This window comes from Brevibacterium sp. UCMA 11754 (assembly GCF_021532275.1).
Taxonomy (GTDB): domain Bacteria; phylum Actinomycetota; class Actinomycetes; order Actinomycetales; family Brevibacteriaceae; genus Brevibacterium.
This window is the reverse complement of record NZ_JACBOT010000012.1, coordinates 93,181-112,970: the sequence shown is the minus strand read 5'-3', so window position 1 is coordinate 112,970 and position 19,790 is coordinate 93,181. Positions and strand designations below refer to the sequence as shown.

The 19,790-nt window shown below is 62.1% G+C and carries 15 protein-coding genes; 5 read left to right on the top strand and 10 right to left on the bottom strand.

What is annotated here, in order from left to right:
• Positions 1–122: 122 nt before the first annotated feature.
• Both HX613_RS07430 and HX613_RS07425 read right to left on the bottom strand, forming a co-directional pair.
• Complete coding sequence (locus HX613_RS07430) at positions 123–998, bottom strand: DegV family protein (RefSeq protein WP_235344753.1); 876 nt, start codon at positions 996–998, stop codon at positions 123–125.
• Positions 995–2,302, bottom strand: a complete 1,308-nt coding sequence (locus HX613_RS07425; RefSeq protein WP_235344752.1) for a UDP-glucose dehydrogenase family protein — start codon at positions 2,300–2,302, stop codon at positions 995–997. Before HX613_RS07425 ends, HX613_RS07430 begins: the two co-directional genes overlap by 4 nt.
• Before the next feature lie 94 nt (positions 2,303–2,396).
• Between HX613_RS07425 and HX613_RS07420 the strand changes: the two genes are divergently transcribed.
• Positions 2,397–3,092 (top strand): hypothetical protein, encoded by a 696-nt coding sequence (locus tag HX613_RS07420; RefSeq protein WP_235344751.1) that lies wholly within the window; start codon positions 2,397–2,399, stop codon positions 3,090–3,092.
• A gap of 34 nt (positions 3,093–3,126) precedes the next feature.
• Here the strand turns inward: HX613_RS07420 and nadE are convergent, their stop codons facing one another.
• Entirely contained in the window at positions 3,127–3,954 is an 828-nt protein-coding gene (gene nadE / locus HX613_RS07415; RefSeq protein ID WP_328284925.1) for an ammonia-dependent NAD(+) synthetase, read from the bottom strand.
• Positions 3,955–3,993: 39 nt separating this feature from the next.
• Entirely contained in the window at positions 3,994–6,918 is a 2,925-nt protein-coding gene (leuS, locus tag HX613_RS07410; RefSeq protein WP_235344749.1) for a leucine--tRNA ligase, read from the bottom strand.
• 190 nt (positions 6,919–7,108) lie between these two features.
• On the opposite strand from leuS, the gene HX613_RS07405 reads away from it, so the two are divergent.
• Together HX613_RS07405 and HX613_RS07400 are read left to right on the top strand one after the other, a co-directional pair.
• Positions 7,109–8,917 (top strand): AMP-dependent synthetase/ligase, encoded by a 1,809-nt coding sequence (locus HX613_RS07405; protein WP_235344748.1) that lies wholly within the window; start codon positions 7,109–7,111, stop codon positions 8,915–8,917.
• A 112-nt stretch (positions 8,918–9,029) separates the two neighbouring features.
• Complete coding sequence (locus tag HX613_RS07400; protein WP_235344762.1) at positions 9,030–10,046, top strand: glutathione S-transferase family protein; 1,017 nt, start codon at positions 9,030–9,032, stop codon at positions 10,044–10,046.
• Between the two features lie 55 nt (positions 10,047–10,101).
• Here HX613_RS07400 and HX613_RS07395 read toward each other — a convergent pair whose 3' ends face one another.
• Positions 10,102–10,803, bottom strand: a complete 702-nt coding sequence (locus tag HX613_RS07395) for a DedA family protein (RefSeq protein WP_235344747.1) — start codon at positions 10,801–10,803, stop codon at positions 10,102–10,104.
• Between the two features lie 102 nt (positions 10,804–10,905).
• Between HX613_RS07395 and HX613_RS07390 the strand changes: the two genes are divergently transcribed.
• On the top strand, positions 10,906–11,946 hold the full coding sequence (locus HX613_RS07390; RefSeq protein WP_235344746.1) for a YhjD/YihY/BrkB family envelope integrity protein: 1,041 nt from the start codon (positions 10,906–10,908) through the stop codon (positions 11,944–11,946).
• 53 nt (positions 11,947–11,999) lie between these two features.
• Positions 12,000–13,427, top strand: coding sequence for a glyceraldehyde-3-phosphate dehydrogenase (locus HX613_RS07385; RefSeq protein WP_235344745.1), 1,428 nt, complete (start codon positions 12,000–12,002; stop codon positions 13,425–13,427).
• Between the two features lie 159 nt (positions 13,428–13,586).
• On the opposite strand, the gene HX613_RS07380 is transcribed toward HX613_RS07385, so the two are convergent.
• The 5 genes from HX613_RS07380 to dnaG all read right to left on the bottom strand — a co-directional run bounded on the left by HX613_RS07380 (position 13,587) and on the right by dnaG (position 19,789).
• The gene (locus HX613_RS07380; protein ID WP_235344744.1) at positions 13,587–14,192 is read right to left on the bottom strand and encodes a hypothetical protein; all 606 of its coding nucleotides are present in this window, start codon (positions 14,190–14,192) and stop codon (positions 13,587–13,589) included.
• A complete protein-coding gene (locus tag HX613_RS07375) occupies positions 14,189–15,154 on the bottom strand; it encodes a D-2-hydroxyacid dehydrogenase (protein ID WP_235344743.1) in 966 nt (321 codons plus the stop codon). The genes HX613_RS07380 and HX613_RS07375 overlap by 4 nt, the downstream gene beginning before the upstream one ends.
• Positions 15,096–16,862, bottom strand: coding sequence for an MDR family MFS transporter (locus HX613_RS07370; RefSeq protein WP_235344742.1), 1,767 nt, complete (start codon positions 16,860–16,862; stop codon positions 15,096–15,098). Before HX613_RS07370 ends, HX613_RS07375 begins: the two co-directional genes overlap by 59 nt.
• Before the next feature lie 11 nt (positions 16,863–16,873).
• The gene (locus HX613_RS07365; protein WP_235344741.1) at positions 16,874–17,518 is read right to left on the bottom strand and encodes a TetR/AcrR family transcriptional regulator; all 645 of its coding nucleotides are present in this window, start codon (positions 17,516–17,518) and stop codon (positions 16,874–16,876) included.
• A gap of 90 nt (positions 17,519–17,608) precedes the next feature.
• Positions 17,609–19,789 (bottom strand): DNA primase, encoded by a 2,181-nt coding sequence (gene dnaG / locus HX613_RS07360; protein ID WP_235344740.1) that lies wholly within the window; start codon positions 19,787–19,789, stop codon positions 17,609–17,611.
• Between the last annotated feature and the right edge of the window lies 1 nt (position 19,790).

Below are 19,790 nucleotides of genomic sequence, written 5' to 3'. Positions count from 1 at the left end.
TCGATCGCACCAGGGGCGAAATGCCGCCTGTGGAAACCGTTCACCGGTCCACACGTCAAACGCACATGAGTCGGCCCGTCGTCCACAATTCAACGAACGTGAGTGGTCCTGCGGTGAACAGATCAGGGTCTGGTCTGGACCGTGATGCCGATCGTGCCGGAGCCGACGTGGGCGGTGATGATGGTCGACAAGGTTCGAAACGTCGTCGGCAGACCGGCGCCTTCGATCTTCTCGCGCAACATGACCACATCAGGGTGGGAGGGTTCACCGTCCGCGTGTTGGATCTCCACGTAGACGTCCTGCTCATCGGAGTTGATCTCTGTCGCGGCATCACCGGCCAGCGCAACCATGCGCTCAAGTGCCTTCGTGCGTGTCCGGACCCTTGCGACAGGAGCTACGACACCGGCGTTGAGTCCGAGCACCGGAACGATCTGCAGGGCCCGGCCCAGCAGTGAGGAGGCGGCGCCGATGCGACCACCTCGGCGCAGGTGCTCCAAGGTCTCCGGAGCGAAGGCGGTTCGGGTCTCGCCAGCGCACCAGTCGGCGACTGTGCCAGCGATCGTTGCCACGTCGTGTCCCTGCGAGATTCCAGCGGCCGCGATCGCCAGGGCACCGGCCAGTCCCGCCGAGGTGGTTCGGGAGTCGACGACATTGATCAGCGACTCTTCGTTCTGTGCTGCGGCCACGGCCGAGTCGCGGGTCCCGGAGAGATCTCCGGACATGGTCACGGTGATGATCGACTCGGCACCATGATCAAGCAGCGTCGAATAGGCGTTCGCGAACTGGGCGGGTGACGCCATGGACGTCGACACCTCGGCGCCCTCGTCCATCTTCCGGCACAGGTCTCCAGCGGCGAGTTCCCCGTCAGTGAAGGCGACCCCTCCGACGAACACCGTCAGGGGAACGACGGCGAAGAGATCACCGGTGATCTCACGCAGCGAGGCTTCCTCTGCATCCGACAGCTGTGCCGTCGAATCAGTGACCAGGCCGATCCTCATGGACGGCCCAGAGCCCGATATGTCCATCCAGCCGAGCGCCACACCTGCGGTGTCAGCACATTCCTGCCATCGATGAGGACCTTGCCCGCCACCAGCGACGCCGTGGCGATAGGATCAAGATCCCGATATTCCTGCCATTCCGTCAGCAGCAGCACCGCATCGGCACCAGCCAGCGCCTGAGAGGCATCAGCCACATAGTTCAGCTCGGGAAACGATCGTGCGGCATTGTCGATGGCCTGCGGATCCGTCACCGTCACCACACCGCCCTGTGTCGCGATCAGCCGTGCCACCGCCAGAGCAGGAGAGTCCCTGACATCGTCGCTGTTGGGTTTGAACGCGGCACCGAGGACCGTGATCTTCTTCCCGATGAACGAGCCGTCCAAGGTATCCCGGGCAATGTCGACCATGCGCACGCGCCGTCGCATGTTGATCGAATCGATCTCACGCAGGAATGCCACCGCCTGGTCGGCCCCCAGCTCACCGGCACGCGCCATGAATGCACGGATGTCCTTGGGCAGACACCCACCGCCGAAGCCGAGGCCGGCATTGAGGAACTTCCGCCCGATGCGATCATCCATCCCGATCGCATCGGCCAGCTGAGTCACGTCCGCGCCCGAGGCTTCGCACAGCTCAGCCATGGCATTGATGAACGAGATCTTCGTGGCCAAGAACGAGTTCGCAGCGGTCTTGACCAGCTCGGCCGTCGCGAAGTCTGTGACCATTCGCGGGGTCTGGTCCGCCAGCATCGTCGCATACACCTCGTCGAGGACTGCTGTGGCCCGTTCACCGGCCTCACCCTCAGCAACGCCGTAGACCAGACGATTCGGGTGCAGGGTGTCCTCAACGGCATGGCCCTCACGCAGGAACTCCGGATTCCACATCAGAGACGCACCCGTGGGAACCAGCACAGCGGCCAGACGCTCAGCGGTGCCGACAGGAACCGTGGACTTACCCACAACCACCGACGTCGAAGTCAGGTGGGGAACCAGCGAATTCGCTGCGGCATCGACATACGTGACATCGGCTGCGAACTCCCCCGGCTTCTGCGGAGTCCCGACACACACGAAATGGATCGCCGAATCCGCGACACGCGAGACGTCGGTGGTGAACTCGAGGCTGCCGAGATTCTGACCCTTCACCAGCAATTCGCTCAGGCCCGGTTCGAAGAAGGGCGGCCGACCAGAGGTCAGCGCCGCAATCTTGTCGGCGTCGACGTCGACGCCGACGACCTCGTGTCCCAGTGATGCCATAGCCGCCGCATGCACGGCGCCCAAGTATCCGCACCCGATGACTGAAATCTTCAACCCGTGTTCTCCCTGCTTCGTCCCGGCATTTCAGCCACACTATATGCCACTAGGTTCCACGATATCTGCAGGTTGAAACAGTACCCTTGGAATTGTGAAGCGTTTCTTTGATTTCCTGACCAACTCACCGGCAGCCGTGACATTCGCGGTGCTCAGCGTTCTGGGCATCGTGGTCTTCGCTGTTCCCGGACTGCATCCGATCGCCTGGATCCTCGGCCTTGTTCTGTGCCTGGGAGTCATCGGCGCCCTGCTCATGTTCCATGGCGAGTGGCGGCGGGCGCAGAGACAGATCGATTCCCTGCGCCAGCTGCTGAGCACCGAGCGCGGGCGCCTCGACACTCTGGGGCTGACCCCCGTCGATGAAGAGGTCACTGCGCTGCCCGACGAAGAGCGAGCACAGCGGATCCTGGGTCTGCTCCCGGATTCTGACGGTTTGGTGCAGTCGCTGCGTCTCGACGCGACCTACGGGGCGCTCGAAGTCGACGAGCTCGAGCCGCTGCACACGTTCAGGCAGGAATTCTCGAAGTCCAGCTTCGACAATTCGCGCTCGCACACCGCATTCATGAATCTCTATCGCTCAGCCGAGGCTCTCTCGATCTGGGTGAACGAAGAGACGCGGCCGCTGGCTGACGATAAGACGAAGCGAGAGATCCGTCCAGGTGACTCCCGCAAGGGTGGCTGGAGAGAGTACACAGAGGCACGCAGCCGCGGCGAGAGCTTGGGCGACAGGTTCGTCTCCGCTCGGTGGGAATTCAACCAGACAGCGTTGGAGCTCGGACTCGTCGACTGAGCCGAGTCGCCCGAGCCGAGGCGCCTGAGCCGAGTCAGTGGCGGATCCACCACGAATCGGTCGGTGTCACCGGAGTCCGACGCTTGTGCTCGGAGGCACGGTACTTCTCGATGAGTGTCGCAGCCGCGGACTTCTCGATGTCTCTGCCCTCGAGGAAGTCGTCGATCTGGTCATAGCTGACCCCCAGTGACGACTCATCCGTCTGGCCCGGTTCGTCATCGAGCAGGTCCGCTGTCGGAGCCTTTCGCACAAGATGTTCAGGGGCGCCGAGGTGGTCGAGCAGTGCTCGACCCTGCCGCTTGTTCAGTCCTGCCAGCGGCACCACATCGGCACCGCCGTCACCGAATTTGGTGAAGAAGCCGGTGACCGCCTCGGCAGCGTGATCGGTGCCCGCGACGAGGAGCCGCTTCTCCCCCGCCAGCTCGAATTGAGCGACCATCCGCATCCGCGCCTTGACGTTGCCCTTGCCGAAGTCGCTGATGGCGTCTCCGGTGGCGTTCTCATATTCAGCCGCCGCCGCGTCTGTGGCGGAACCGATATTGATGACGACTTCGTGATCGGCGCGGATGAATCCCATTGCGTCCTGAGCGTCGCTCTCATCGGCCTGAACGTGATGAGGCAGGCGGATCGCCCAGAATTCTGCTCCCGCTCCCCGCCGACGCAGCTCCTCGACCGCCAGTTGGCACAGGCGTCCGGCCAGGGTCGAATCCTGGCCGCCGCTGATGCCCAGGGTCAGGCCTCTGACGCCTGTCGTCAGGATGTAGTCGACAAGGAATTCGACACGACGAGCGACCTCTGTCGCCGGATCGATTGTCGGCCTCACACCCAAGGTGTGCCGGATCTCGTCCCGTGTGGCTTCCATTGACATATGTTTCCAACCCTTCCGGGCAGACGCCGACGCTCAGGCGTCGGGGACGATGTTGACCAACTTTGGCGCACGAACGATGACCTTGCGTACTCCAGCCCCGTCGAGCGCCTTGAGGGCATTCGGTGATTCCAGTGCCAGTTTCTCCAGATCCTCTGCCGAGATATCGGGATCGACCTCGAGCCTGGCACGCACCTTGCCCTTGACCTGGACGACACAGGTGACCTGGTCGGCGACCAGGTGCTGTGGGTCCGCGACAGGGAAGGACGCATAGGTCACCGTCGATGTGCGTCCCAGCTTCGTCCACAGCTCTTCGGCCAGGTGCGGCGCGAAGGGCGAAAGCATGATGGCCAGCGGTTCGAGCACGTCGGCCGTGGCTCCACCCTGCTTCGTCGCATGGTTCGTGAGCACGATCAGCTTCGAGATCGCGGTGTTGAAGCGCAGGTGGTCCATATCGTCTCGAACGCCGGCGATGACCTGGTGAAGGACCTTGAGCGTCTCCGGATCGGCCACACCGTCCCTGATGACGGACTCACCGGTGGTCTCATCCACAAACAGACGCCATACGCGCTGCAGGAACCTCTGCGCGCCGACGACGGCACGTGTCTCCCAGGGGCGAGCCTGTTCGATCGGTCCCATCGACATCTCGTAGACGCGGAACGTGTCAGCACCGTACGCGTCATACATCTCATCGGGAGAGACGGAGTTCTTCAGCGACTTGCCGATCTTGCCGTACTCACGGTTGACCTGCGAACCGTCGTACCAGAAGCTCGACTCGCCCTTGTCATCGGTCCTCTCCTCCACCTCGGCGGCGGGGACATAGACCCCACGTGAGTCGGTATAGGCGTAGGCCTGGATGTAGCCCTGATTGACCAGACGATGGAACGGCTCCGATGAGGTGACGTGGCCCAGGTCGAACAGGATCTTGTGCCAGAACCGGGCGTAGAGAAGGTGCAGAACCGAGTGCTCGGCACCGCCGACATAGAGGTCGGCGCCGCCGCGCGGCTTGGATTCGCGTGGACCCATCCAGTAGTTCTCGTTGACCGGGTCCACGAGACGATCGCTGCTATGCGGGTCGGCGTAGCGCAGCTGGTACCAAGACGATCCGGCCCAGTTGGGCATCGTGTTCGTCTCGCGGTAGTACCTCTGCGGACCATCGCCCAGGTCGAGTTCGACCTCGACCCAATCGCGATTGCGCCCCAGGGCAGGTTCCGGATGGCTGTCGGCATCATCGGCGGCGAACGTCCGAGGTGCGAAGTCGTCGACCTCGGGCAGATCCACCGGCAGCATGGAATCGGGCAGTGCGATGGGTGTGCCGGCCTCGTTGTAGACGATCGGGAACGGTTCGCCCCAATAGCGCTGGCGTGAGAACAGCCAATCCCGCAGTCGGTACTGGGTCGACTCGGTGGCCAGACCCTGCTTGGCCAGCCAGTCGGTGATCGCCGCCTTCGCCGCATCGACTTCGAGACCGTTGATGTCGATCTCGTCGTTGGCGGAGTTGATCATCACGCCGGCGCCGGTGAAGGGAGTGTCCTCATCGTGGTCGGCTGGAGGCTGCACCGTGCGCACATAGGGCAGTCCGAAGGACTTCGCGAAGTCCCAGTCACGGGCATCCTCTGCCGGAACGGCCATAATCGCGCCAGTGCCATAGCCCATCAGCACATAGTCGGCGACGAAGACGGGGATATGCTCACCGGTCGCAGGATTGATCGCATAGGAACCGGTGAAGATTCCCGTCTTGTCCTTGCTCTGCTGACGATCCGCGTCAGTCTTCGCCGCCGCGTCCCGCTGGTAGGAGGCGATCGCCTCGGCGGGGCTGGGCTGACCACCGCGCCACGAATCGGGCGTCTGCTCATCCCACTCAGCTGCAGTCAGCTCAGCGACCTGCGGATGCTCCGGGCTGAGGACGAGATAGGTGGCACCGAAGAGCGTGTCCGGACGGGTCGTGTAGACCTCGACCTGAGTATCTGATGCGGCCACAGGCAGGCGCAGCAGGGCGCCCTTGGAACGGCCGATCCAGTTGACCTGCATACTGCGAACGGCAGAAGGCCAATCCAAGTCGTCCAGGTCATCGATGAGGCGGTCGGCGTAGGCGGTGATGCGCATGTTCCACTGCCGCAGACGGCGGGTGTAGACCGGGAAGTTGCCACGTTCGGACAGTCCTTCGGCCGTGACCTCCTCGTTCGCGAGCACTGTGCCCAGTCCCGGGCACCAGTTGACCGGGGATTCCGAGACGTAGGCCAAACGGTAGTCCTGCAGGATGTTCTCCTGCTCCGACGGGCTCAGTTCGACCCAGGGACGAGAGTCAGGTGTCTGTTTGGTTCCCTGCTCGAATGCCTCGACCAGAGTGGTGATCGGCCGTGCGGCACCGACGGAGTCCTCTCCCTCGGTGGTTGCCTCCGGGTCGTACCAGGAGTTGAAGATCTGCAGGAAGATCCACTGGGTCCACCGGACGAAGTCGTCGTCGGTGGTCGCGAAGCTGCGGCGTGCGTCGTGGGCAAGCCCCAGCCGACGCAGCTGACGTGTCATGTTCTTGATGTTCGCATCCGTCGTGATGCGTGGGTGCTGTCCCGTCTGCACCGCGTACAGATCGGCGGGCAGTCCGAAGGCGTCATAGGACAGTGCGTGCATGACGTTGTGCCCGCGCATCCGCTGATAGCGCCCGTAGACGTCCGTGCCCAGGTATCCCAAGGGGTGACCGACGTGCAGTCCCGCCCCTGAAGGGTAGGGGAACATGTCCATGATGTAGAGGGATTCACGCTCACCGAGTGCCTGTGGCGGAGCGTAGGCAGACTCCGAATCCTGTCGACCGAGACTTCCGTCAGCCCGGCTCAGATCACCGGTGGGGTTCGGCGCGTGGAAAGTTCCCGCCTGTTCCCATGTGTGCTGCCATGACTTCTCGATCTTCTCGGCCAGCACCGCGTCATAGCGGAAACCGGTCTCCTCAGGATTCGTCGTCATTACCTTCCTTCACTGACTGGGCGTGAGCGGGTTTCGACCATCGTACTCTGAACATTCCCTGCTTCGACTTGGCTAGACTGCCAGATAGAGGCGTGAAGTGGTTTTGAGCCTCCAAACGTGAGCGATTTCACCTCACAACGCCAGACCAGTAGGATAACCGGGCAGTAACTTACGCCACGAAGGAGACCTCATGAGCCCAGCGACAATGCCCCAATCCACGACCCCGGTCGTCGACTTCAAGGTTGATACGACGTCATCGACGACCGATGTCTTCCTCGCGAAGGTTGCCGAGGACGCGAATCTGCCGTTGCTGGCCAAACCAGTTGAGAACGGCTGGGAGGAAGTGAGCGCCGGCGAATTCCTCACCCAGGTCCGCACAGCTGCCAAGGGGCTCATTGCTTCCGGAGCCGAGGTCGGGGACCGGATCGCGATCTTCGGTCCCACCTCCTTCGAATGGACGCTCAGCGACTACGCCGTGTGGTTCGCCGGCGCGATCTCCGTTCCGTTCTACGACACTTCTTCCGAAGACCAGCTGGCCTGGATGATCAAAGACGCGGAAGTCGGCCGCGGCCTTGTCAGTACACGTGAGCACGCCGACCGGGTCGAAGCCGCCGCGGCTGCCGCCGGAATCGCTGCCCCACAGCTATGGGTGTGGGACCAAGGAGCCTTCGCGGAGCTCGAAGCTACCGGGCGAGAGATCAGCGATGACGCCCTCGAAGCTCAGCGCTCACAGGTCACCGGCGAATCGGTCGCCACCCTCATCTACACCTCCGGCACCACCGGCAAGCCCAAGGGCTGCGTCCTCACACACGGGAACTTCGTGCAGACGGTGCAAGCTGCTCAGAAGCAGATCCCTGAGATCTTCACCGAAGGCATGCGCGCCCTGCTGTTCCTACCGCAGGCACATGTCTTTGCCCGCTTCATCGAGGTCCTTGCTATCAGCTCCGGTGCTCTGCTGGCCCACCAGTCCGACCTGACTAAGCTCACCGATGCGCTCGCCAGCTTCCGTCCATCATTCATCCTCGGAGTTCCTCGTGTCTTCGAGAAGGTCTTCAACTCGGCACTGGCGACGGCCCAGTCCGGCGGCAAGGAGAAGATCTTCCGTCGGGCAGAACAGGTCGCGGTCTCCTATTCCAAGGCCACGGATGCCGGCAAGGTCCCGGTCGCGCTCAAGCTGCAGCATGCGCTCTTCGACAAACTCGTGTATTCGAAGCTCCGCACGGTCATGGGCAACAACGTCAGCGCCGCGGTCTCCGGCGGCGGCCCCCTCGGCGCCCACCTCGGTCACTTCTTCCGCGGAGTCGGCCTCGTCGTCCTCGAAGGATACGGCCTGACGGAGACGACCGCCCCGATCACTGTCAATGTGCCGGAAAAGGCCAAAATCGGCACCGTCGGCGTTCCCCTTCCCGGTGTCAGCGTGGCGATCGCACCCGATGGGGAGATTCTGGCCAAGGGCGTCCCTGTCTTCCGCGAATACTGGAACAACCCCAAGGCCACCGACAAGGAATTCCACGACGGATGGTTCGCCACCGGCGATCTCGGCTCACTCGACGAGGACGGCTACCTCACGATCAGCGGCCGCAAGAAGGAGCTCATCGTCACCTCGAGCGGTAAGAACATCGCGCCAGCACCTCTCGAAGATGCACTGCGCCGCCACCCGCTCATCGGCCAGCCTGTGGTCGTCGGCGACAACCGGAAGTTCATCTCTGCACTCATCTTCCTCGACTCGGAGATGCTGCCGACATGGTTGAAGAATCATGATCTGCCGGAGATGGACCTGCGCCAGGCTTCTGCCGACGAAACCGTGAGAGCCACCATCGAGCAGGCAGTCGAGAACGTCAACAGAACCGTGTCACGGGCGGAGGGCATCAAGAAGTTCACAATCCTGCCCGTTGAGCTCACCGAAGACAACGGCTACCTGTCGGCAAAGCAGTCGGTCAAGCGTCACCTCGTCGGCAAGGACTTCGCCGCCGACATCGACGCGCTCTACGCCGACTGACCACAGTCCGGCGAGGGGACGCAGGCCCGCAAGGAGACGTAGGCTGGGACTCAGAGGAGACCGCTGAGGCACCTGAGCGAAGGAGTGGACCGTGTCCGATGACAGCAGCCAGATGAACAGCTATGTGGCCAAGGACGAGGAATTCGCCCGAGACACGAACTACATCGAAGACCGGATCCTTGCCGATCCCGACTCGCAGTGGCCGGTCGAACCCGGTCGCTACCGGCTCATTGCCGCTCGTGCCTGCCCGTGGGCGAACCGGACGATCATCGTCCGCAGGCTGCTTGGCCTCGAGGACGTCATCTCCATCGGAATGCCGGGTCCCACGCACGATGCTCGGTCATGGACGTTCGACCTCGACCCCGGCGGAGTCGACCCAGTGCTGGGCATCGAGCGTCTGCAGCAGGCGTTCTTCGCACGCTTCCCGGACTACCCCCGCGGAATCACCGTCCCTGCAATGGTCGAAATCGCCAGTGGTGCTGTCGTGACGAACGATTTCCCGCAGATCACCGAGGACTTCTCCACTCAGTGGAGGCAATATCACAGAGAGGGCGCCCCGGATCTCTGGCCCGACGAGTCTCGGGAGGAGATGGAGAAGGTTATGCGCCTGATCTACACCGAGATCAACAACGGGGTCTACCGTTGTGGCTTCGCCGGCTCTCAGGAGTCCTACGAAGCTGCCTTCGACCGACTTTTCGCTGCTCTCGACACGATAGAGGAACGTCTGAGCAGTTCCCGGTACCTCATGGGCGGCTCCATCACCGAGGCGGATGTCCGTCTATTCACCACGCTGGTTCGCTTCGACCCCGTCTACTTCGGACACTTCAAGTGCAATCGACAGACGTTGCGGGACTTCGAGAGTCTCTGGGGCTATGCCCGTGATCTCTACCAGACTCCGGGATTCGGAGACACCGTGGACTTCACTCAGATCAAACAGCACTACTACATCGTCCACGTCGATGTGAACCCGACGCAGATCGTTCCCAAGGGTCCCGATCTCGCCGGTTGGCTCTCGCCTCATGGCCGAGAGAGGCTGTGTGGCTCACCCTTCGGCGACGGCACCGCCCCGGGACCTGTCCGCGCCGGTGAGGAAGTTCCGGAGGAGCACACCGCTGCCGCCTGGCTGTGATGATGATTGCGGGGCGTGCAGTGATACCGGCCGCGCAGCGATGCGAGCCGAAGGCTCAGCTTCCAGACCGCACAGCCTTTGCCCTCCTGCGCTTGCGGACCTTGATCACGATCCACACCGCGACGAAGACGACCACGGCAACGATGACCAGCGTCTGGAAGTAGCCTGCGAAGGTTTCAACAACCGACCAGTTCTCGCCGAGGTAGAAGCCGGCGACGATGAGGATGGAGTTCCAGATTGCGCTTCCTGCGGTGGTCAGCACCAGGAACTTGATGATCGACATGTTCCGCATGCCAGCGGGGATGGAGATCAGGGACCGGAAGATGGGGATCATCCGGCCGAAGAACACTGCCTTGTCACCGTGCTTGTCGAACCATCCAACCGTCTTGTGCACGTCATCGACGTCGACCAGCGGCATCTTCACGGCAACGCGGCTGATGCGCTCAAGGCCGATCCATTTGCCCAGCGCCCACAGGATGACTGCACCCACGACAGAGCCGACAGTGGCGAGGATGATCGCCAGGACGATGTTCATGTTTCCCTGGCTGGCGGTGAAGCCCGCCAGCGGCAGCACGAGTTCGCTGGGAATCGGCGGGAAGATGTTGTCCAAAAACACCAAGAAGCCGACACCGATCGGGCCCAACGTCTCCATGAGCGTCACGGCCCAGGCGGAGAAGCCGCTGAGATTGTCTGCCGCTGAAGAGCCTGCGGACAACGTCAGATCGGAAGGCAGGACTGTCGAAATTGGTGTCGGCATGGTCAAAAGTCTAGATTACAGGCGCGGCCCACCACTCCCAGGACCCTCCCAGCGGCTAGTGTTGAAACAGACACCTGCGGGTCAAGATCGAAGGAGCACGAAGTGGCACCAGCCAAAGTACTGGCCTCACGCAACACGGTCGCCGAAGTCGGCCACACCGCTATCAACCAGCCGGGACCTGCGCACCTGATGCGCGCCGTCAAACGCTTCGGCGATCGACTGGGCAACCAGTTCGGTGCAGCAATCACCTACTTCCTGGTCCTCGCAGTCATGCCGATCGCGATGTTCACCTTCGCCAGTCTGGGCTTCGTTCTTGACGTTGCACGTCCGGACCTTCTTCCGATCGTCGTCGAGCAGATCGAGAAGCAGGTGGGCGGAAACTCATCGCTAACGGAACAACTGGAGAGCTTCCTCACCAGCTGGCAGTCGGTCGGCATCATCGCCATCCTGGCCGCTCTCTACACGGGCCAGGGATTCATCGGCAACCTCGGTGCCGCGGTGAGAGCACAGCTGCACGCAGACTTCGACGATGTCGTGCCCGATAAGTCATTCGTCAAGAAGATCCTCAACAACGTTGCGACTCTCCTGGGCCTCATCATCGGCCTGCTGCTCACCGTGGCATTGACCGTCATCGGCACCGGCCTGGGATCGGCCATCAGTGAGATGCTCCACCTCGGCGGGTTCGGGTCATTGGTCATCAGGGTGGTGCCGTTCATCATCACGCTGGGCGCTGCTTGGCTGATCTTCATGTTCCTCTTCACCATGCTGCCCGACCACCTTGTGGGCAAGAGAGCCAAGATCAGGGGCTCGCTCCTCGGTGCTGTGGCCTTCACGATTCTCATCAACTTAGCCACTGTGCTCATCGACATCTTCTCCGGCAACAAAGCTGCTGGTGTGTTCGGATCGATCATCGCGATCATGCTGACGATGAATATCTTCGCCCGGATCATCCTGTTCGTGGCGGCCTGGATCGGAACCGCGAACCCACCGCGTCTCCAGGAGGACTCCGCGCCCGAATACCGCTTCGTCGAGCCCCGCGTCCAGATCCAGAGCCTCGGCGCCCTGTTGGCCGGAGCCGGCATCGTCGCACTCACGCTGCTCGGATTCCGACGCTTCGACGAGCACCAGACGAAACGCGAGTAGACAACCCGTTAGACTGGGCGAGAATTCGCTAACTGACCGAGGAGACACGACCTTTGACTGACGCAACGACGGCTCGCCTGAACGAATGGGCGAACAAGCAGACAGCCGCCGAAGAACTCATCCCACTGACCGGACGCCTGTACCGCGAGAACGACGTGCTGCTGACGCTGTTCGGCCGATCGCTGCTGAATAAGTCAGTGATCGGAATGATCAAGGCGCACCGCTACGCCCGCCACTTCCTCGGCGAGGATCTTGACATCGAGGTGACGCTGAAGATCGTTCGGGCTCTGACCGAGCTCGATCTGGGACCCACCCGAATCGACTTGGGTCGTCTGATCCAGAAACAGCAGGAGCAGTCCGACTCCGTTGAGAGCTTCCTCTCCACTGAACTCGCCTCAGTCGCGGGTACCAATGGTGAAGACGGTGCAGTTCGCGACATCGTGCTCTACGGCTTCGGCCGCATCGGCCGTCTGCTGGCCCGCATCCTCATTGATCGCGCTGGCGGCACAGGTATGCGTCTGCGAGCAATCGTCGTGCGCAAGGGCAGCGACGATGACATCGTCAAGCGCGCATCGCTGTTGCGACGTGACTCCGTGCACGGCAATTTCGACGGCAGCATCGTCGTCGACGAAGAGGCCAACACGATCCAGGCCAACGGCACGCTGATCCAAGTCATCTACTCCAACGATCCCTCGCAGGTCGACTACACCGAGTACGGAATCAACGATGCCGTCATCGTTGACAACACCGGCAAATGGCGTGACGAAGAAGGTCTGTCCAAGCACCTGGAGTGCCCCGGCGCCTCGAAGGTCATCCTCACTGCACCGGGCAAGGGCGACGTCAAGAACATCGTCTACGGTGTCAACGACGCAGCCATCCTCGATGACGATACTGTCATGTCGGCGGCATCGTGCACCACGAACGCAATCACCCCGGTGCTCAAGGCTCTCCATGACAAGTACGGGGTCCGCAACGGTCACGTCGAGACGGTGCACTCGTTCACCAACGACCAAAACCTCATCGACAACTTCCACAAGGGGTCCCGTCGTGGCCGCGCTGCCGGCCTCAACATGGTGCTCACCGAAACCGGAGCCGCCAAGGCCGTGGCGAAGGCTCTGCCAGAGCTCAAAGGCAAGCTCTCAGGCAACGCGATCCGGGTTCCCACGCCGAACGTGTCGATGGCGATCCTCAACCTCAACCTTGAGAATGCGACGAGCGTCGATGAGCTCAACGGGTTCCTGCGTGAGACCTCGATGAATTCGCCGCTGCGCAATCAGATCGACTACGTCTCCTCCCCCGAACTGGTCTCCAGCGACCTCGTCGGATCGAAGCGAGCAGGCGTCGTCGATGGTCTCGCCACGATCGTCGATGACGACCGCGTCGTCGTCTACGTCTGGTACGACAACGAGTTCGGCTACAGCTGCCAAGTCATTCGCTGTGTGGCGAAGATGGCCGGAGTCGACGTTCCTGCGTTCCCCTGATCTGATCGATCCGAGGGTCTGATCGCATGCGTAAGCGCCCGCAGCATGAATGGCTGCGGGCGCTTCACTGTCTGAAAGTGTCGGCTCGCCTCGAGTGCTTCTCTGCCTACCGCGGCTGAGATGTCCTGTCCGTATGTGACCGGTGAACGGCGAACCTGCTCAGGTTCGGTCTCTGCCGCTGCCTGCCTTCTCATTCTCGAACGCGTCGTGAAGCCAGATCGGGGTATAGGTGCGGAACCGATCGGCCAGCTCGTCGTCGCTGTCGAGAATCACGGCGAAGCGATCATCAGCGCTGGAGAGTTCATTGGCCCAAACAGGTCCCAGACAGGCAAGGATCGCACATGCCAGGACAACCGCAACTGCCAAGATCGGTGTCATTGAAAACAGCATCCATCCGAACAGAAGTCCGATCACCGCAAAGCCGATTGCCACAGCCATACCCGCGTTGCGGCTTCTGGGTGCGCGGGCACGGGCCGGTCTAGCGGAGGCGACTGAGTCGAGGACGTCACGATTGATCCTCGTCCACGCGATGATCGCACCCAGCGCACACACGATTCCGATCATGATGAGACTGAACGCTGAGAACAGCAGGACCGTGTCCACCTGGGTCCCCTGCGCCTGCATTGCCGCGCCGAGACCAGCTACGAGCATGGCAAGGGCCAACACGAGCATGCTCAGCAGTCGTGCCCTGCGCACCGCAATGAGTTCACTGACAACCTGAGCGAGGAACGCTCGCTGGGCAGCATGGTCTGACTTCTCGGTCATCGTACGTAGCCCGCCGCCTTGTCGACCGCATGCGGGAACGTCTCCCCTGCCGCGTACTTCTCGAACAGGTCGACGAACTGGTCGGCCAGACGTGAACGCCATCCATCAGTGTCCCCACTCATGTGCGGGGTGACGATGACGTTGTCGGCCTGCCACAAGGGGTGGTCGGCTGGCAGCGGCTCTTCGTCGAAGACGTCGAGCCCTGCACCGGAGATCTGGCCTGACTCGAGCGCGTTGACGAGGTCGGAGGTGACAACACCTTCGCCACGACCGACATTGACGAAGTAGGCACTCGGGTCCATGGCGGCGAACACCTCGGCGTCGAAGAGGTTCTTCGTTCTGTCCGTCAGCGGCGCGATGTTGATGACCCAGTCGACGCCGGACAGGTGAGAACTCAGCTGAGACGAGTCGATGACGGACCCGAAGTCAGCGTCTCCGGTCCGTGCGTGGCTGCCGGCGCCGGTGACATTGACGTCGAGGGCGCTGAGGACCCTGGCGATCTCCCGGCCGATCGAACCTGTGCCGACGATCAGAGCCTGCGATCCGGCCAGATTCTTGGTCGATCGACGGTTCCAGGCGGATTCCCGTTGATCCTGAAGTGATCGCAGCGAGTTCTTCGCATGGATCAGGATGTAGTTGAGCACGAATTCCGCGATCGGACGGTCGAAGATGCCGCGTGCATTCGTGACCACGACCTCCGAAGCCGAGAGTTCGTCGAACAGCAGCGAGTCCACCCCCGCCGCGGCCGCGTGGATCCACTTCAGGCTGTCGGCGTGTCCGAATTCGCTGCGCAGCGCCTTCGAGAAGAAGTCCCAGAGAAGGAGGACATCGGTGCCGGGGAGAGCGGAGCCCAACTCGTGGGCCTCGACGATCCGCAGCTCGACGTCCTCCTTCCGACCGAGGTCAGTGAGCTGGTCCGGAACTTCCGTCCCAGGAGCGTTGAGTATGGTCAGTACCGTCATGAGTCGACTCCTTCAGCCTAGCCTTCTCAGCCAGACTATCGGATGAGTCGGTGTGACTCTGGGAAACGTCCGTCAGACTGGCGGATGAGTCTGCGCCGACACGCACGAGTTCGCGTTTCGCAGGGTCAGCCTTCAAGGTCTGCGCCAGCGGTGTGTTGGGCAGGAAGCACAGGAAGACGAACCCGAGGACTGCCAGTGGGGCAACCCACAGGAACAGCGGCACCAAGGCGTCGTTGTACGACGTGATGATGAGAGTGTGCAGCGGCTCGGGCATCTCGGCGACGATCTGGGGTGTGAGCCCCGTCGAGGACACCTTGGGCAGTGGCTGCGAGGGATTGGCCTTCGCCAACTCACCCATCCCGTCCTTGATGTTGTCCAGGAGGCGCTGTGTGAATACCGAACCGATGAAGGCCATGCCCAAGGTCGCTCCGACCTGGCGGAAGTAGTTGTTCGATGCTGTGGCAGTGCCGACCATGGCAACGGGGAATGCGTTCTGGACGACGAGCACGAGGGTCTGCATGCTCAGTCCCAGTCCGAGTCCCAGCAGAGCCAAGCAGCCCATGGTCTCCCAAGCGGCACTGTCTGCTTTGAGCTGCGACAGCAGCACGAGAGAGGCAGCCATGATCAGGATGCCCATAAGAGGATACTTCTTGTACTTGCCGGTGCGGGAGACGACGAAGCCGATGAGGGTCGAGGAGATGAGCATCGTGCCCATCATAGGAACCATCATCAGGCCTGCCACTGTGGCATCGATGCCGTGAACCATCTGCAGATAGGTGGGCATGTAGGAGAGAACACCGAACATTCCGACGCCGATGAACAGGCCTGCGACGGTGCACAGCAGGAAGTCGCGGTTCTTGAACAGGTACATCGGGATGACCGGCTCGCTGACCTTGAGCTCGACGAGGATGAACCCGATGATCGCGAGGACACCGACGATGATGAGGCCGTTGATCTGCCAGGATCCCCATTCGTAGTCGTGTCCGCCCCACGCGGAGACGAGGACGATGCAGGAAGTGACGATCGAGATCAGGGCCATGCCGATGACGTCGATCTTCGGACGTGGTCCGGGAGCGCGTTTGGGCACCTTGAGGAAGATGGCGGCAGCGATGAGAGCGATGATGCCCAGTGGGAAGTTGATGGCGAAGGCCCAGCGCCAGCCGGGACCTTCCGTCAGCCAACCGCCGATGAGTGGGCCGGCGACTGAGGACACGGCGAAGGCCGAACCCATGATGCCCATGTATTTGCCACGTTCACGGGCCGGGACCACAGAGGCGATGATGGACTGCGACAGGATCATCATGCCGCCGCCGCCGATGCCCTGGAGCACACGACCGAAGATGAGCATCGACATGTCGTTTGCGATGAGTGCGAAGACCGAGCCGAGCAGGAAACAGCAGATCGCGAACATGAAGAGCGGTTTGCGACCGAACAGGTCGCCGACCTTGCCGTAGATGGGCATCATGATCGTCGAGGCGAGCATGAACGCTGTGGACACCCACAGCATCTGGTCCACACCGTCGAGTTCACCGACGATCGTCGGCAGGGCGGTCGCCAGCACCGTCTGGTTGAGGGAGAACATGAACATCGCGATCATCAGTCCCACAAACAACAGGATGATCGCAGATGTCTTCATCTGCTCGGGTTCACTGCGGTCTTCCGGGGTCTTCGGCATTCCGCCGGCTCTCAGTCCTTGATTGCTTCTCATTTCAGCCTTTGTCATAGTCGGTCCAGAACCTTGAGGAAGAGTCCCAATGATTCTTCGAAGAGTGGTTGCGTGCCGGACTTCTCGTCAATGCGCTCGGGTGAGCGCTTGACCGTCTGACCAGCGTGGTTCAGGGGCACCCGGCACAGTTGGGTGAGCATCCTGGCGCTGCGCCAGGCCGATTCTTCGGTCGAGAACTCCTGCCCCAGGAAGCGCAGACGAGCCAACACGTGTTCGGCCACGAGCTCTTCAAGAGCCTCGGCCCGATCGAAGCGCTTGCTGACCAGCTCCGGATAGCGGGCGAACAGTTTCCTGCGCCGTGCCGGCAGGCTGGGATCCATCGAACCCATGAGCAGCACTTCGCGGACGAAACGGGCAGTGTCCTCGGCCAGATCCTCCACTCCTGAATCAGAGTGGACGTAGTCATCAACCAGCTTGGCGTCGATATTCGACTCGTCGAGCCCGACGATGGCGTCTTCCTTCGTCGCGTAATAGTTGAAGAAGGTTCGTGTGGATACGCCGACATCGGCGGCGATATTCGCCACCGTCGCGCATTCGAGTCCCTCGTCGAGAACCCGAGTGATTGCCGCGTCGTGCAGCGCATGACGCGTCTGACGCGCCTTTTTGACACGGAGGGATTCGGGTTCGGATTCACGCATGAGACCATTTTTGCATCTCATGCAACTTTTCACCAACTGCAAAATTGCAATTGTGCACTATTTCACGTTCTCAGGCGAGAACCGCCACCTTCACATCAGTGTCTTCAACCGTGCCCTGTGCTGTTCGAGAACCTGCAGCTGCCCCAGAAGCGTCGTCTGCGCATCGGTGTCCGTGGTGTCCTGGCGCTGCAGTCGTGAGTGCAGCTCCTTGGCGATCCGTTCGAGGTCGTAGTCGAAGAGGCGGGCCACGATGCCTCTGGCGAATCCCTCCGCGCTGACACCGTCTGCCACCGGCAAGGGAGACACGAGCAGCTGCATGACATAGGGCTTGAGATCCTCGTCACTGGCTGCGAGGACGGCTTCCGCCCAGCGCGTGGCGTCGGCGGATCCGGCTGAGTTCACACCTCCCGCAGATTTCAGTCCTCCGGCAGCCTTGATCGCGGACTGGATCCGGCGGTAGCCCGGGTGTTCGAAGGCTCGGGCAGACAGGGAGTCGAAGAGCTTGGCATTGACGAACTCGGGATGCTGCAGCGCCACCATCAAGGCCCCCTTCTCCGTCTTCAGGCGAGCGGGGCTGATCGGGGCCGACAGGTTCGACACATCTGGGCGCTCATCGTAGACGTATTCGATGGCGGTGTCGTCCTTGCCGGAGACTCCCCCGGCGGAGTCCGGTGCTGGTTGTCCTGGAGCCTGCGCTCCGGGCGCCTGCGCTCCGGGCGCCTGCGCTCCGGCTGCCTGCTGCCCTGGCCGGGCCTGCACCGGAGCCGATTGGTTCTGCTTCCACGCGGCAGGCTGACCCTGCGATCCGTTCATCTGCGTCCGCTGCGCGCCGAAGGGAACCCGCTGGGCCGCTCCGGGCTGTGCCGGGGCCGGTCCGGGAGGGGTCTCCGGCGGGGCCTGCGGTGATCCGCCCGGAGTCTGACGAGACTGGTGAGGCTGCGATTTCTTCGGCCTCTTTCGGGCATCCCTGACCGCTGATTCCACCTCGTCGATGTCGACGCCGATGCGGCCGGCGACAAAGCGATAGTAGTGGCTGAGGCTGTTGCGATCACGAATGTCGGTCAGGACCTCGGCACTGGCCTTGACTGCAGCGATCCTGCCCTCGACCGAGTCGAGGTCGTAGCGAGAGATCGCGGTGGTGATGACGAACTCGAAGAGCGGTTTGCGACCATCGATGAGTTCGCGCAGCGCACCGTCGCCCTTCTGCATCCGCAGGTCGCAGGGGTCGAGCCCATCCGGTTCGACTGCGACGAAGGTCTGGGCGGTGAACTCACTCTCGAATTCGAAGGCCCGCAGTGCCGCCTTCTGTCCGGCTGCGTCTCCGTCGAAGGTGAAGATCACCTGTCCCGTCGGGTCGTCGCCGAGCAGTCGTCTCACGATCTTCACATGCTCAGGCCCGAAGGCCGTTCCACATGTGGCCACCGCCTGCGTGACTCCAGCAAGGTGTGCGGCCATGACATCTGTGTAGCCCTCGACGATGACCACACGCTTGGTCTTCGCGATGTCCTTCTTGGCCAGATCCAGCCCGTAGAGCACCTGATTCTTGTGATAGAGCGCGGTTTCCGGAGTATTCAGATACTTCGGCCCCTGGTCGTCGTCGAACAGGCGCCTGGCGCCGAAGCCGATGGTCCGAGAGGTCATGTCCTTGATGGGCCAGACGACCCTGCCACGGAAACGGTCGTAGATGCCGCGGCCACCCTCACTGGCCAAACCTCCGGCAAGAATCTCCTCCTCGCTGAAACCGGCTCGCTTGAGCTGGCTGGTCAGCGAATCCCAGGATTTGGGAGCGAAGCCGAGACCGAATTCACGGCTCGAGCTGCTGGGGAAGCCACGGCCTTCGAGGAATTCCCGACCGATCTGTCCCTGCTCGCCCTCCAACGACTGAGTGAAGAAGCGCTGCGCCACCTCGTGCATCTCCAGCAGCCGTTGGCGCCGGCTGGCCTGCTCACGATCGGGACCCTTGCCATCTTCATAACGCAGATGCATCCCGATCTTGCCGGCCAGAGATTCGACGGTTTCGACGAAGCTGAGCTGTTCGATCTTCTGTAGGAAAGCGAAGACGTCGCCTGACTCACCGCAGCCGAAGCAGTGATACATCCCGACCTGAGGACGAACGGTGAACGACGGGGTCTTCTCATCGTGGAAGGGGCAGAGGCCCTTGAGCGAGCCGATTCCCGCGGTCTTGAGCGTGACGAACTCACCCACCACCTCGTCGATGCGGGTTCGACTTCGAAGCTCGTCGATGTCCTCGCGTCTGATCAGTCCGGCCATG